Annotated in this window: 6 protein-coding genes; 3 read left to right on the forward strand and 3 right to left on the reverse strand. The window is 41.1% G+C overall.

Features of this window, described 5'->3' with window-relative positions; all coding sequences use genetic code 11:
- Positions 1–33: 33 nt before the first annotated feature.
- From CNR22_11165 to CNR22_11175, 3 genes are read right to left on the reverse strand one after another with little or no spacing between them, the layout of a single operon-like run.
- Positions 34–867, reverse strand: coding sequence for a hypothetical protein (locus tag CNR22_11165; protein ID PBQ32304.1), 834 nt, complete (start codon positions 865–867; stop codon positions 34–36).
- Positions 868–880: 13 nt separating this feature from the next.
- The gene (locus tag CNR22_11170; GenBank protein PBQ32305.1) at positions 881–1606 is read right to left on the reverse strand and encodes a rhomboid family intramembrane serine protease; all 726 of its coding nucleotides are present in this window, start codon (positions 1604–1606) and stop codon (positions 881–883) included.
- Positions 1606–3432, reverse strand: a complete 1827-nt coding sequence (locus CNR22_11175) for a DNA mismatch repair protein MutL (protein PBQ32306.1) — start codon at positions 3430–3432, stop codon at positions 1606–1608. The genes CNR22_11170 and CNR22_11175 overlap by 1 nt, the downstream gene beginning before the upstream one ends.
- Before the next feature lie 418 nt (positions 3433–3850).
- Between CNR22_11175 and CNR22_11180 the strand changes: the two genes are divergently transcribed.
- The 3 genes from CNR22_11180 to CNR22_11190 are packed head-to-tail and all read left to right on the forward strand — an operon-like array spanning position 3851 to position 15939.
- Positions 3851–12505, forward strand: coding sequence for a hypothetical protein (locus CNR22_11180; protein ID PBQ32307.1), 8655 nt, complete (start codon positions 3851–3853; stop codon positions 12503–12505).
- Positions 12506–12523: 18 nt separating this feature from the next.
- Positions 12524–13489, forward strand: a complete 966-nt coding sequence (locus tag CNR22_11185) for a hypothetical protein (protein ID PBQ32308.1) — start codon at positions 12524–12526, stop codon at positions 13487–13489.
- A 20-nt stretch (positions 13490–13509) separates the two neighbouring features.
- Positions 13510–15939: a hypothetical protein gene (locus CNR22_11190; GenBank protein PBQ32309.1), complete on the forward strand. Its 2430-nt coding sequence runs from the start codon at positions 13510–13512 to the stop codon at positions 15937–15939.
- Positions 15940–16114 lie beyond the last annotated feature (175 nt).

The raw sequence follows: 16114 nt of genomic DNA on the forward strand, positions 1-16114 counted from the left end.
ACTGAAGTTCTACAGAGTTTTGACAGATCGATGCTATTTTTTTTGAGAAAGCCTGAACAGCTCATCTTTTTCACTTTTAGTAAGACTGTCATAACCACTTTTTGAGATCTTGTCAAGCAGTTCATCCATTGTGTGCTCTTCGGTAGATTTTGGTTTAACCGAAGTTGTAGTGTAGGTTTTGTTGTTGCTCACTACCTTTAATTTACTTTTCTTTTTAAAGCCAAAAGAAAATTTAAAAAGATCGTTTCCGTTTTTTAGAGCATAGCCGTAAATTACTCCAAACAAAGCTCCGCCCATGTGCGAAATTTTTCCGCCGGTATTCTCAGAGAGGTCGATAAGCGTTGTAACCACAAATATGATCAAATAAAAATATTTGTAAGGCAATTGAAAAACCCCGAATAAAAAAACAGTGTAGTTGGGTGAATAAATCGCCATTACGGCTCCAACACCAAGCACAGATGCTGAGGCTCCGATAAGTGTTGCATTTCCCTGATTAAAAGCTGCCGGAAAAAGCATTCCCAGAATTATCAGTAAAGCGCCTCCTGTTATACCACTCATAACATAGAGATAAAGCAACGTTCTTTGGCCCATGATGGTGAAAAAGATCTGCGCCATAAAATAAAAATTTACCATATTCCAGAACACATGACCTAAACCTTCGTGGGTGAACATATAAGTAAACAAAGTCCAGAATTTTCGTAAAAAGGAATTTGAATTTACAGGCATTCCAAGGTAATCTACCAACTGCAAATGCGATACGTTACCAACAATGTTAACGGTTAGAAAAATAGCAACGTTAACGATGATAATCTGCGTTAAAACTTGTTGTCTCTGAAAAGTATCTTTAAGGTCCCCGAAAATGCTCATCTGTCTTTTCTCTTTAATAAAAATTTCTTCTGTCTCGTCGCCAGATCAATACTAAAATTAAACCCACAAATAGTCCGCCAAGATGCGCGAAGTGAGCTACATTGTCCATACGATCATTGCGTAAACCTGAAAATAATTCAATAGCGCCGTAACCTATAACCAGCCACTTGGCCTTGATAGGAAAAAAATAAATATAAATTTCTCTGTTTGGAAATAACAAACCGAAAGCTCCTAACAATCCAAATAAAGATCCTGAAGCACCAACCACAACAAGTCTGTTGAGGTATGTAAATTTCCCGTCTATTAGTTCGGCAATTTCACTTGGCGAGGTATCCGGTGCATTAATACGGTCGTTAAAATAGGCTATGATTTCCTGTGCCTGAAAATGCATAATGATGTACTGTCCCGCAGCAGCTCCAAGTCCTGTCACAATATAAAAAATCAGGTAACGCTTTGGCCCCCAAACCTGCTCTAAGGCCTGGCCAAAAACAAAAATCCCGATCATATTAAAAAAGATATGCTGGAAATCTGCATGCATAAAAATGTAAGTAATAAACTGGTGAGGTTTAAAGTCAGGAGCAAGGTAATAGTGAAGCCCCAGGTACGCATCAAGGTCGACTCCTCTTGATCGCCCCAGCAGAGTCATGATAAATACGATCACGTTAATAATGATAATATTTTTGGTCACCACAGGTAAGCCGCCAAAGCTTCCGGGACGGTATTGATTGTTGAAATTCATTATTTTTTAAAGAATCTTTCTATGTCGTTGTATTCCATGTCCATCATTACCACTTTGCCATTAGCCGTGTATAAAGGATTTTCGCATTGCATTAAATGATTAAGCAATAATTTCATTTCTTCGGTTTCGAGCACCTTGCCATATTTAATGCCAATGTTTTTTGCGATAGACCTGCATAAATTATCATGTTTTTCTACCTTGGCATCTATGGTATTTAATTTGTAAGTTTCAATAATTCCTTCAATGGTCTGAACCACGTTAAACTCCTGCATGTCAACAGGAGTGCCATTTACAACAATACTATTCTTGCCGAAGATCTCAAGATCAAAGCCCAGGAATTTAAATTCTTCGAACAAACTTTTAACCAGGGTAAAATCGTTTGCGCTCATCTCAATTTGTTCGGGAAACAATAATTGCTGAGAAGCAATACTGTTTTCCTTTTTCGAATTCATGTAATGCTCGTAAACGATCCGTTCGTGGGCCCTTTGCTGATCAACGATCATCACGTTTTGATTGTAGGCAGTAACTATGTATTTGAAATTTAACTGGAACACATTAAAATCAATGGCTTCTTTTTTTATAGACTCCATAAATTGCTGTTCCTGTTCAGGCGCTACAGTTAGTGTATCGGCGCTGTTTTTAAATCCCTCAAACATACTTTCCCAATTTTGTTTGTTGGCCTTTTCAAGACCCGGATTGCCGGCATTGGCCGCTGAAGAATTGAAAGGATTGTAATTTGTATTGTAACTTACTTTAGGTTGCGTGTAAACTCTTCCCACCTCAGCAGTATCCTGCATACTCATTTCAGATTCAAAATCAAGCGAAGGAGAAACGTTGGCTTTTCCTAAGGCACGTTTTATAGAACTAACCAGGAGCATGTAAACCGTTTTATCATCGGTAAATTTTACTTCCGTTTTTGTGGGATGAATATTAATATCAATGTGTTTTGGATCTAATTCCAAAAAAATAAAATATTTAGGATGTGATTGAAATCCGATCAATTCTTTATAGGCTTCGTAAATAGCATGATTTAAAAAGGGGTTACGCACGAAGCGGTTATTTACAAAAAAATACTGTTCTTTCTTTGTTTTTACAGCGTTTTCGGGCAAACTTACATAGCCATGAATTTTTACAAAAGAAGTAGTCTCATCAATGAGTACCAGCTCTTTTTGAATATAACTTCCTAAAAGCGATTTGATGCGTTGCATTAAATTTCCGGCAGGAAGATTTAAAATTTCGTTACCATTACTCTGCAAAGTAAAATGAATACCCGTATGCGGAATAGCAACACGCTCAACCTCATCAATAATGTGTTTTTGCTCGATCTGGTCGCTCTTTAAAAAATTTCTGCGGGCAGGAATATTGTAAAATAAATTCTTAACAATAAAACTTGTTCCCGTAGCCGTCTGGCATTCTTCCTGTGAGATGATTTTTCCACCCTCCATAACCAGGTGCTGACCCACAACGTCTTCTTCCTGTTTTGTTTTTAATTCTACCTGCGCAATGGCTCCTATACTTGCTAAGGCCTCGCCACGAAACCCTTTGGTAGTAAGCGTAAAAAGATCATCTGCCTTATTTATTTTTGAAGTGGCGTGCCGTTCAAAACACATACGCGCATCAAAAGGATTCATTCCTTTTCCATTATCAATTATCTGGATAAGACTTTTTCCGGCATCTTTTATAATGATACGAATATGTGTGGCACCAGCATCAATGGCGTTTTCGAGGAGTTCTTTCACCACACTGGCAGGACGCTGCACAACTTCACCGGCGGCAATCTGGTTGGCTACGTGATCTGGTAAAAGTGCGATGGTATTGCTTGACATAAACCCTCAAATTTAGTGAAATTTGGGTGGTTATTTTTATCCGGAATTTTAATTAATACTAAAAGTTTAAAAGATCTATTCCACAAAAAATCAGGCAAAGGTGCAAATTATAGCGCCGTAGTTTATTCAGACAAAATCATGCGATAAAATTCACAACTTATTGACAGATTGACTATTGTGTAGTTTTGTGTTTTTTTGACAAAAAGCGTAAAAATGAAAGATTTTTCAACGCTCTTTACTAAATAAGTTGTGATTTTCGGCTTTTTGATCTTATTTAAGTTGCTGATTACTAGTTCCTTAAAAAAGGTTGGGTGAAAATCAAAAATTTTGCAAAAAATTGTTTAAAAAAATGTAGTAAGTTTAGTGTCAATATAAGAGATATTATTTTATGAGATCACCACGTCTACTGGTCATTTTTTTGGCCGTATTTTCTTTTTTTAACACCGATTTATCTGCCCAGATAAATCATTTTTCTTTCGCTCCTGTTCTGGCACAAGATTCGCTCGCGGGCTTTAACGAACCCGCAGTTCAGCAGATTGCACTCAAAGAAGGAATTTTTGGATTAGCTTATCAAAACCTCCTGGCACAGAAAAAGAGAAGTTATGTAAACCTCAAATATAAACTTTACTCTACCCCTCAGGGAGCCTCTCCCATGTTGAGTTTTAGCAATGCTAAACCTATAGGTGGTGGAATGGGTGCTGTTATTAATGCATCGCCCTGCGTAAATGAAGGCTTTGAATCTAATAGTCTTAATGGATGGTCGACAGGAAGTGGTTTTAACCTTACTAATTCTTGTGCTACAGTGGTAACAACGGGTACTAACCCGGTATTAGCTGTAATGTCTACACCCTTTACTGACGCCGTTATAGGAACAGTTCCTAATTCGCCGTTCACAGGTTCTAAAGTTTTAAAGATTAATGATGATATTGCCGATTGGGGTGTAACAAGAATCTCACAAACTTTTCCAGTAACAACCGCTAACTTTTTGTACGAATTTGCCTACATGGCTGTAATGGCTACGCAGCACTCGTGTTGTGAACAAACCTACATGCAAGTGAAACTTTATAATTTTCAGGGAACACCTTTATCATGCCCCCTGTTTACATTTGCGCCTCCGCCTCCATCAGGTCCTACTTGTTCTTCGCCGGGTATTGCGTGGACGTCCACAACTTCAGGAGGGTTAAACGTAGCTTATAACGCCAGCTGGCAAAACTATTCGATAGACTTAACCAATTATATGAACCAGAACGTAACTATAGAGGTTACTGTTGCCGATTGCATTTATGGCGGACACTGGGGTTATTCTTATTTTGACTCTAACTGTAATCAACTTGGCTTTACTTTAAACGGCAGTACCTTCGTAACCGCGCCATCTCAAACGGTAAATCTCGCGGGACAATGTAGCCAAACGGCTACCATTACAGCCCCCTTTGGTTTAGCTCCCTACTCATGGACCGGCCCATCTTTTACCAGCACAAACCAAACCATTTCTACTGGTGTTCCGGGCAACTATACACTATCCATGAATCCAGCAGGATCTTGTTTACCTATTACCCGTATTGTCAATCTTACTTTTCCACCTCCAACAACCATTACAGCATCTTCCTCTAATCTTTGTTCTTCCGGTACAAATACAGCTGCTACTCTAACAGCTGTGGGAGCATCGGCCTACACCTGGCAACCGGGGGGATCTACTTCATCCGTCATTGTCGTAAGTCCTGCTTCGACGACAATTTATACTGTGACTGCCCAAACAGGAACCTGCGTGGGAACATATACTACTTTGATTACCGTTAATACCGATCCGAATGTTTCTACACTCGCAAGTACTTTTAGCGTATGTCCAGGCGAAAGCGCCACCATTACCGCCTTAGGAGCGAGTTCGTATGTTTGGAATCCGGGAGGGATGACTGGAAGTATTATTGTGGTTACTCCTGTTTCAACGACTTCTTACACCACCATTGGTACTTCCACTGCAGGCTGTACGGGTAGTTTTGTCACAACAATAAACGTATCCTCGCCCTTAACATTAACGCTACAAACTTTTGCTACACCCTCACTTTGTATAGGAGGCACACCAGTAACGGTTGTTGCAGGTGGTGCCACTACCTTTACATGGCTTCCGGGTGGATCGAATATCTTTTTTCAGTCTCTATCGCCTACAGTAACAACTCAGTATACTGTTATCGGAGCTTCCGGAGCGTGTACTGCTACGGCAAATATTACCGTAACTGTCGATCCGGGTCCAAGTATTACCATTACTCCTAATCCAACTATAACTTGTCCGGGAAATACCACTACTTTAACAGCTACAAGTGCGGCAGCTGTTGGATCATTTACCTGGGCTCCCGGCGCTTCAAATGCTGCTGCCATCACTGTTACCAATGCTTTAGCGGGTGGTTATTCGGTAAGTGCAGTTAATTCTAACGGATGTAGATCCACATTTACTTCAAATCCTAATTTAAGTCCTGTGCCGGTTATTAATGTTACCCCGGCAAGTCCTTCTGTCTGTGCTGGCGGTTCTATAACGCTTTCAGCTACAGGAGCTGTAAATTACACCTGGACGCCTACCGGTCAAACAGGTGCCAGCGCAGTCTTTACGCCAAGTGCTACTACTACTTACACAGTACTGGGTGAAAACGGCGCCGGTTGTATCGGTCAAACTACTGTTTCTATAGTTGTTGTTCCTATTCCTGTTATCAATGCTTCTGCTTCTCCAACAGCTATCTGCGCTGGAAGCTGTGCTACCATTATTCCGGGAGGTGCATCTACCTACACTATTTCAGGAGGTTCTTTTATAGTATGCCCTTCATCAAATGCAACTTTCACGGTTACCGGCAGCAGCGCAAATGGTTGTGTAAGCAATCCTATCAATGTGCCTGTAGTGGTTAACAGTCTACCTGTAATTACAGCGAGCGCTAACCCTGCATCCTTTTGCGCAGGAAGTAGCTCTACCTTAACCGCTTCAGGGGGTATCAATTATCTCTGGTCAGATGGAACGGTTGGCGCTGTAGATGTAGTTTCTCCACCGTCAAATCAAACTTTCACTGTAACAGGCGATAACGCATTCGGCTGCTCCAACTCCACAGTGGTTGCGGTAACAGTTATTCCTTTACCTGCAATTTCAATAAGTCCTGCCGCATCTACTATTTGTCCGGGAGGTTCTGTTTCTCCTTTGGCAAGCGGGGCTACAAATTATACCTGGATGCCGGGAAATATCACGGGTGCAAATCCTACATTCAATCCTGCATCAAGTACTATATATACTGTAACAGGTGCTAATGGCGCCTGTACGGGTCAAACTTTATATCCTGTAACGGTTGCTCCTGCACCGGTTATAACCGCCACTTACGTTCCGGGAACTATTTGTGCCGGCGATTGTGCTACACTCTCTACCACAGGTGCTGCTACTAACTTTATCGTAACTGGTTTAAGTCCGGTGGCATGCCCTACAATTACCACTAACTACACCGTTGTTGGTGTAAGCATTGATGGATGTTTAAGTAATACCGTTACCGGAACATTGTTCGTTAATAATCCGCCGACACTTTTTGCTACGGCTAACCCTACGGCCATTTGCCCTGGTGATAGCTCTTTGGTTAGCGCAAGTGGCGCCGTTACCTATACCTGGTTGCCAGGTGGTATCACAACAAACTCATTTTATGCAAAACCAGGCTCTACAACTATTTACACCGTTTCGGGTACCAATGCCAGTGGGTGTGCAGGTACAACTACTACTGAAGTGGTGGTTAATCCGATTCCTGTTGTTGGGGTAACGCCAAGTGCTACAACTATCTGTCCTGGCGATCCTGTGACACTTACAGCAAATGGCGCTTCCACATATACCTGGGTGCCTAACCTGCCGGGAATCACCCTCATCGATTTCCCTTCAGCAACAACAGTTTATACAGTAGTAGGTTCTATAGGTACATGTACCGGTATGGCTACTGCTACAGTAACAGTGGCACCTTCGCCTGTTATTACTGCCTCATTTAATCCGCCTTCTATTTGTGCAGGAAGTTGTGCAACCCTTGTTGCAACAGGAGCTGCATCTTATTCTATAACAGGATTAAGCGGTGTTGATTGCCCGGCAATTACTACTAATTATACGGTTGTTGGAATCAGTTCTTTTGGATGCAACAGCTTACCTGTGGTTGGAACTTTAACCGTTTTACCTGCACCGAACATTTCAGCTTCGGCAAGTCCCACTGTTATTTGCGCCGGAGATATTACTACCATTTCTGGAAGCGGCGGTGTGTCTTACAGCTTTCAGCCTGGCAATGCAACAGGACTTACTTTTGTTGATACTCCATCTGTTACAACAAACTATAGTGTAACAGGAACAGACGCCTCGGGTTGTACGAATACAGCAGCGGTTACTGTAAGCGTAAATAGCATTCCAACCGTTTTTGCGATTGCAACACCAACAGCTATTTGTTCGGGTGATGTTGCTGTTCTCAACGCCGCAGGTGGTACTACCTACAGCTGGTCACCAGGCTTTTTATCAGGGGCTAGCGTTACAGTTTCTCCTGTTGTTACAACAATTTACACTGTTACCGCCTTTAATGGAATTTGCAGTAATAGCACTACCGTTCAACTGGATGTGGATATTGCACCAACTGTAAGTATCACCGCATCGTCACTAACTATGTGTACAGGCGGCTCGGTATCTGTTTTTCTTAGCGGTGCTGCGAGTTACAGTTGGAGTGATGGTGCAACTGGTGCTGTTAGAGTGTTAACGCCATCTGTTACAACAACCTATTTTATTACCGGCTTTAGTGCTAATGGTTGCGCTGGTTTGCCGGCTTCGATCACCATAACAGTAAATCCTGCTCCAACAATTAGTGCTTCGGCTAGTCCAACTAATATTTGTGCAGGTGGAAGTTCTAATTTAACTGCAACCGGTGGGCTTAATTATTTATGGATGCCAGTTAATGTTACCGGCGCTTCTATTAATGTAAGCCCATCTGTAACAACTGTTTACCAGGTTACTGGCACAGATGCTTTTGGCTGTTCTGCTACTGACAACGTAACCGTTACGGTATCACCAGCTCTTGCTATTACAGCAGCTGCATCACAATCTGCTATTTGTAGTGGTAATAGTACAACACTTTCAGCAACTGCCGGAGCTACAAGTTATTCATGGCTTCCAACAAGTTTAACCGGTTCTGTTATTATCCTCGTTCCGGCTGTAAGCACTGTTTACACGCTTGTTGCTACAAATGGAGCCTGCACTACGCAAGTAACAGTGCCGGTTGTAGTAAATTCTAGTATTTCGGTGAATGTTTCATCTACTTCTGCTAGTTTGTGTGCCGGATCATGTGCCACATTAACTGCAACAGGCGCTTCTTCATATACTTGGAGTGACGGTTCCACTGGACCAGTAACAGTTGTTTGTCCGAGTGTAACTACTTCGTATTCTGTTATTGGCGGAGCTGGTTCTTGTACAAACTCTGCTCAAACACTAATTGTTGTAAGTTCTATACCTAATTTATCCATTAGCGGAACTCAAAATACTTTATGTCCATCAAATCCTGCTACTCTTACAGCTTCGGGCGCCTTAACCTATAGCTGGAGTACCGGATCTACCAATTCTATAATTGTTGTTGCTCCCTTAAGTACCACCATCTACACCTTGGTTGGTTTTAATTCAATTTGTAGCTCCGTTTTACAATATACACAAACGGTTGTTGCTCCAGGCAACTTCAGCATCGTAGCCAGCAGCCCTTCTATATGCGCTGGATTTACGGTAGGTTTACTTGCAGTGGGTGCTGTAGGAAATTACACCTGGCAACCTGGTACTTTTGTAGGCAATCCTTATGTTGATTCACCAACAAGTACTACTACTTATACAGCAGAACTAAACAATGGTGGATGCCCGACTACGGCTACCGTTACTGTGTTTGTTAATCCTTTACCTACTGTTAACTTAAGCGCTAATCCAAGTTCTGTTTGTGTTGGCGGAACGGTTACGGTTACTGCCTCCGGCGCTGTTACTTATAGCTGGATTCCAAGTTTGGTGGGTGGAAATACTTTTACTGACGCTCCTTCTGTTGCTACAACATACACCGTTGTGGGCTTCGACGCAGTTGGTTGTCCGAATGCAGATACCATTACGGTTGGCATCATAAATCCAGCGGCTCTTACCGCCTCGGCAAGCGCCAACAAAATTTGTTCAGGTAGCCCGGTATCTCTTACCGCGAGCGGCTCAACAAATTACACATGGTCTCCTGGCGGACAAACCGGAGCCTCAATTATTGAGAATCCAACTTCCACAACAGTTTATACGGTTAGTGGTGGTAACGCAGGATGCCTGGGTACAGCTACAGTTTTAGTAAATGTTGATCTTTTACCAACTATAGTTGCAACGGCTTCAAGTCCTAGCATCTGTCCTGGTTCAACCGTTCAGCTAAACGCTACCGGTGCGGTTAATTATACATGGAATCCTACAGGCCAAAGTGGTCAACAGATCACTGACATTCCTGCTGCTTCAACAAATTATACGGTTACTGGTACCGATGCCAACGGATGTACAGGGACTTCTAATGTTTTTGTTTTCGTAAATCCTTTAACTAACATTCTGGCTCTGGCAAGTCCTTCTAATATTTGTGCAGGAGATAGTTCTACACTTACCGCGAGTGGTGGTTTAAGTTATACCTGGAATCCAGGTGGACAAACTACATCAACACTTGTTGTTAATCCATCTGCAACAACTATCTACACACTACTTGCAAATGATGTCAGCGGTTGTACTGGGGCTTTCAGTGTTGTTGTAAATGTTACACCAATTCCAACGCTTAATGTTAGCCCACTTAACTCCTCTATCTGTATTGGATCTACGGCTACTTTAACAGCAAGCGGTGCCGGTAATTATACCTGGTTGCCAAGTGGTACAACTTCTTCAGTAACTTTTGAAAATCCTACGGTTCCTACAACTTATACTGTAATTGGCGATATAAATGGTATTTGTGCTGTTTCGCAAACGGTAACCGTTTTTGTAAACCCACTTCCAGCTAACGTGGCTGCTGTGAGTTCGGGCACGGTGAGCTGTACCTCTCCAACAGCGCAACTCTTCGGTTTATCTACAACTACAAATGTTTCCTACTTCTGGGCTAATTCTACTTTCTCAGTGGCAGGACAAAATCCAGTAATTTCAGGAGTATGGGGAGTATTTACATTGAGTGTTATTGACAATGTTACAGGTTGTGTAGCAACTGCAACAGTAAATGTTCCTACAGACAATTCTATTCCGTTAGTTACTGCAACTACATCAGGCAGTATTACCTGCGCTGTGCCAAGCGTAACGTTAAACGCAGCTAATACAACTGCGCTTCCCGGGTATAGCTGGTCAGGTCCATCTGCTTTCACTAGTACAGTTCAAAGCCCAGTAGTAACTGCGCAAGGTTCGTATACCATTATAGTTACCGATTTAACGAGTCTTTGTACTGGTAGCGCCGTTGTATACGTCACTACACATACAACTGTAGCAATGACGGCATCTATTTCTGCTGCTACCTGCAACAGTGTTGGTGGAAGTAACAACGACGGAAGTATTTCTGTTTCAGGATTCACGCTCACCGATAAGTATGATCTTGTTAGTGGTGCTACATATACCGGTACAGCCACGTATGCAAATGCAGCTTCTGTTCCCGTAGGCGGAGTTATTACAAACAACTTGTCTAATCCAACTACTACGCTGGCTTACACATTACGTTTGTTTGATATTGAAGGCTGTACAAAAGATACAACACTTTACTTAATACCGGTAAACTGCTCTTTACCAAGCTTTGGTATAGCAAAAGCAGTTTCAGTTCCGCAGGTGAATTCAGATGGCTCATATAATTTAACTTACACCGTTGTACTTAAAAACTACAGCAACGCAGTTTTAAATGTTCAGAATGTAGTAGAGAATCTTTCAGCTACTTTCCCGGCGCCCACTAGTTTCACAGTAATTCCATCTTCTATGCGTATTTCCGGAAACAGTGGAATAAGTTTAAACAGTGCAGCCTTTGACGGATCTTCACAAACGAATTTAATAACGGGTGTAGCCAACCCTCTTGCAGGCGGCGCATCAGATACTATTATATTCGACGTAAGGGTTAAGACTTTAGTGTTTTTTACAAACTTTAAAAATACCATCACAGGTCTGGCAGCTGATATTAATAATATAATGATTGCCGATTCGTCTAATGCCGGTCTCGATCCAGATAAGAATTCACCAACGGATGTTGCGGATGGAAATCCAACTAACAATAACGTTGCAACTTCTGTAATGTTTGAGCCTAATAAATTCTTCGGAATCACCAAGGCTGGAGAAATTCATAAATCAGACAACGATAGCTATGATATCACTTATACTATCACGGTTCATAATTTAGGAAATGATACTGTTAGAGATGTTATTCTAAAAGACAGCTTGTTTGAAATGGCTATCAGAAATCCTGTTACGTATAGTATACGTTCTGGTCCGATTTCTCTTGGAGGCGGCCTTGTAGGAAATTCTTCCTACGATGGAAAAACCGATATTAATTTGGTTACGCCTTTGGCAAGTAAAATTGCTCCGAACACCACAAGTTCTCTTTACTTTATTATAAACGTGGTTCCCGGAACTGTAACAGCCATCAGCAACAGTGCGTATGGAAGTGGGGTTGTAGCAAGCGGTTTAACCAGCACTATGGTATTGTCTGATACATCCAATGCCGGTTCAAATCCCGATGCTAACAATAACGGAGTATGGAATGAAGCTTCTGACAATGTACCGACAGTTTTACTCATTTCAAATACACACACCTTGTTCATACCAGAAGGGTTCTCTCCTGATGGAGATGCGAACAACCAGTATTTTGTAATACAAGGTTTATCAGAGTTGGGTAATAATTCACTCACCGTATTTAACCGTTGGGGTAATAAGGTTTACTCTTCATCCAACTACGATAATACGTGGGACGGTACTCCGAATGTAAGCGGCACCATTGGTAAAGATAAATTACCGCCGGGAACCTACTACTACATTCTTGAAATGAAAGGGAGTGGACAGAAAGCAATTACAGGATTTGTTGTATTACAGTACTAATCAGGAAAAAGATATTCTATGAAAACGATCATCATAAAAACAAAAGCAGTTATTCTGGCCACAGGGCTTCTGTTAGCTGTTAACACGGGTAAAGCACAGTACGATGCTATGTTTACCCAATACATGTTTAATGAAATGTTTATTAATCCTGCCTATGCCGGAAGTAAAGACGCAATGAGCGCAACCTTACTTCACAGGCAGCAATGGGTAAGTTTCCCGGGCCGTCCGGTAACAACTTCATTCTCTTTGCATGGTCCGCTTGAAGGAAATAAAATGGGCGTTGGTTTAAGCATTCTTAACGAAAAAGTAGGCGTTATGAATCGTAACCTTATTTACGCGAGTTATGCTTACCGTTTAAAATTTGCAGATAAAAGCACATTGGCCTTGGGTTTAATGGGCGGACTAGACAATCAAAGCAACCGCTTAAATACTTTAAAAGTCAGCAATGATGTTTCTGCGGTTGCAGATCCTCAGTTTGGAAATTCGCCCAATGTGGTGGCTCCGAATTTTGGTGCAGGACTTTATTACAGTACTTCTAAATTTTATGCCGGCTTATCTATTCCGCGTATGATTGATAATAAAGTACGTTTTGGTCCGGATGGCAGTAGTACTATCAGGACTACAAAAGTGGCTGCAAACTTATTCACCTATTATTTAACGGCCGGCTATTTATTTACACTTAACGAAGAGTTAAAATTAAAAACTACAGTAATGATGAAAGCTGTGCAAAACGCACCGCTGCAAGCAGATATTGGCGCTAACCTTTTAATTAAAGACGTTATCTGGACAGGCTTAAGCTATAGAACAGGATCTTCTTTATCACTCATTTTAGGTTACCAGATCAATAAACAGTTTTTGGCCTGTTATTCTTATGATTACAATTTGAACCAGATTCAAAAGTACTCTTCTGGCTCGCACGAAATTGTTTTAAACTATTTATTCTCGTTTACAGGAAGAAAAGTTATCACTCCTCGTTATTTCTAAATTATTACTGGTAAATTATTATGACACATTATAAATTATTTTTGGCCTCTTTATTTTTCAGTGCTTCTTTCGGAATTCACGCACAAACGGCGGTTCCTGAACAAACAGCAACACCAGCAACCGAAACGCCAGCTGTTGCACCTGCTACAGAAACACCTGCAGCGCCGGCAACTACTGAGTTAAGCACCACTCCTGCAACAGAAACCCCTGCAGCTACTACTGAACCTGCTGCTGAGGTAGCGGCCGAACCTAAACCTAAAAAGGAGAAAAAACAAAAAGCTCCTAAATCAAGTGTGCCTGCAAGTGCAAAATCGAAAGAGAATGCCATGAAGAAAGGTAATTTATATTACAGCGAAAAATCTTACGCTGAAGCAATTCCTTTCTACGAAAAAGTTTTTAAGTCCGATAGTAGTGATAAAATGCTTTTATCAAATCTTGGCGACTGTTACCGTTTAACAAATAATACCGACGGACAATTGCTTTGTTACGGCGGTCTTGTTCGTCAAGGTAAAGCCGAACCTATTCACGAATTATATTATGGTCAGGCCCTTGTTGAAGCAGGTCAGCCCGAGCAGGCAAAATCATATTTTGATAAGTACGCGGCAGATAGCAGAGGATTAAACCTTGCTTCTTCTTTGGCTAAGATGAAAACCTATACGCGTAATGCAGATGCTTATAGCGTTACACCCGTGGCATACAACTCCCCACAAAATGATATGTGCGCTGTATTGTTTCACGATGCTGTTGTATTTTCTTCTTCCCGCAAAAAAACTTCGTGGATCAATAAAACACAAGGCTGGACAGATGGAAGTTACCTGAATGTATACGCTACAGAAAAAGACGAAAATGGTAAAGACATGACACCAACCATGTTTATGGGAGATTTAAATTCCAAATTCAATGATGGCCCTGTTTGTTTTAGCAGAGATTTTAATATGCTGTATTTTACCCGTAACAATGCCAGTAAAGCAGAAATGGCAAAAGACGGCACCTACAAATTAAAAATCCTCGAAGCCACTATGGATGAGAATGGCTTCAGTATGGTAAAACCGCTTCCTTTCAATAATAACGATTACAACTTTGCGCATCCGGCTATTTCAGCAGATGGGTATGTACTTTATTTTTCTTCTGATATGGAAGGCGGTAAAGGGGGTATGGATATTTACATGAGTAAAAAAGATTCAGGTGGTGTATGGGGAACTCCGGTAAATCTTGGCGATAAAATAAATACCGCAGGAAATGAAGTGTTTCCTTTTCTTGCTGCAAATGGCGTGCTTTATTTTTCTTCTAACGGCTTAGATGGCTTAGGCGGACTGGATATCTACGAATCAAAATTACAATTTGATATGCCTACCAAAGTTTACAACATGGGCGAGCCCGTAAATAGTAAGATGGATGACTTCGGCGTATTTTTAATGGAAGATAATAAAAATGGGTATATCACTTCTAACCGTAAAGAAGGCGGTATGGACGATGATATTTATCAACTACAAATTCTTCGCGAAATTAAAAGAGGTAAGGAAGTAAAAATTATCACCAAAGATAAAGCATCGGGTGAGGCACTTGCTAATACAAAAATAGTAATCAATGGCGATACAGTTAAAACAGACGACAAAGGCGAATACATAACCATGGCGGAAGAAGATACCGAATACAAATTGGTAGCCGTAAAAGACGATTATTTTAAAGCTGAAGATAACATGTCTAGTAAATCTTCTTTAGACGAAAGTTTTACAAAAGAATTATTGCTTGAAAAAGATCCTAAATTATTTTTACGCGCTTTAATTACCGATGCAAAAACAAAAGCTTTGTTAGAAGGTGTAACTTTAAAAGTAACAGATATCTCTACCAATACAGAGCTGGACGTTTATACAACCACCGCTGAAGGAGATTACTTTAAATTTTTATTTGCCAACCGTCTCGGAGATAAACTGACATACCTTATTCGTATTGAAAAACCGGGTTACCTGCAACGTACGGTGATCTTCACGCACACCATTGAAAAACCAGGTGAAATCAACATGAACGAAACGCTTAACTTATCTCTAGGTAAAGTAGAAGTGGGTATGGACTTAGCAAAGATGATTGATATGAAACCTATTTATTTTGATTTAGGAAAATCAACTATCCGTAAAGACGCTGCCATTGAATTAGATAAAATTGTTCAGGTTATGAACGAGTATCCAAACATGTCGGTTGAACTAGGTTCACATAGCGATTGCCGTGGAGCTGCTGCGCAAAATTTAAAACTTTCTGCAGCCCGTGCTAAAGCCAGTGCCGCTTACATTGTGAAGAAAGGAATCAAAAATACAAGAATCGTAGGTAAGGGTTATGGCGAATCTAAACTTCTAAATAATTGCGGTTGCGAAGGCAAAGTGGTATCTACTTGTAGCGAAGATGAACATGCAGCAAACAGAAGAACAGAGTTTATCATTACAAAATTGAAATAGGTTTTTTAACGCACTACTTCAAAAAAAGAGCTTCCGGTTTGGAGGCTCTTTTTTTATTCACTCAAACTCCGCGCTAGGTAATTGTTTTACGAATTAACATTGGCCTTGGTTACCTTCATTTCACGAAGAAGGTGGAATGCCACCCAGGCATCTTTTCGAAGCGATGGCATGCGTT

Source organism: Sphingobacteriaceae bacterium, from assembly GCA_002319075.1.
GTDB lineage: Bacteria > Bacteroidota > Bacteroidia > B-17B0 > Aurantibacillaceae > Aurantibacillus.

Bases quoted from the DNA above. Each gene is read 5' to 3' on its own strand.
- CNR22_11190 (PBQ32309.1), top strand. From the start codon at position 13,510: ATGACACATTATAAATTATTTTTGGCCTCTTTATTTTTCAGTGCTTCT.
- CNR22_11170 (PBQ32305.1), bottom strand. From the start codon at position 1,606: ATGAATTTCAACAATCAATACCGTCCCGGAAGCTTTGGCGGCTTACCT.
- CNR22_11175 (PBQ32306.1), bottom strand. From the start codon at position 3,432: ATGTCAAGCAATACCATCGCACTTTTACCAGATCACGTAGCCAACCAG.
- CNR22_11185 (PBQ32308.1), top strand. From the start codon at position 12,524: ATGAAAACGATCATCATAAAAACAAAAGCAGTTATTCTGGCCACAGGG.
- CNR22_11165 (PBQ32304.1), bottom strand. From the start codon at position 867: ATGAGCATTTTCGGGGACCTTAAAGATACTTTTCAGAGACAACAAGTT.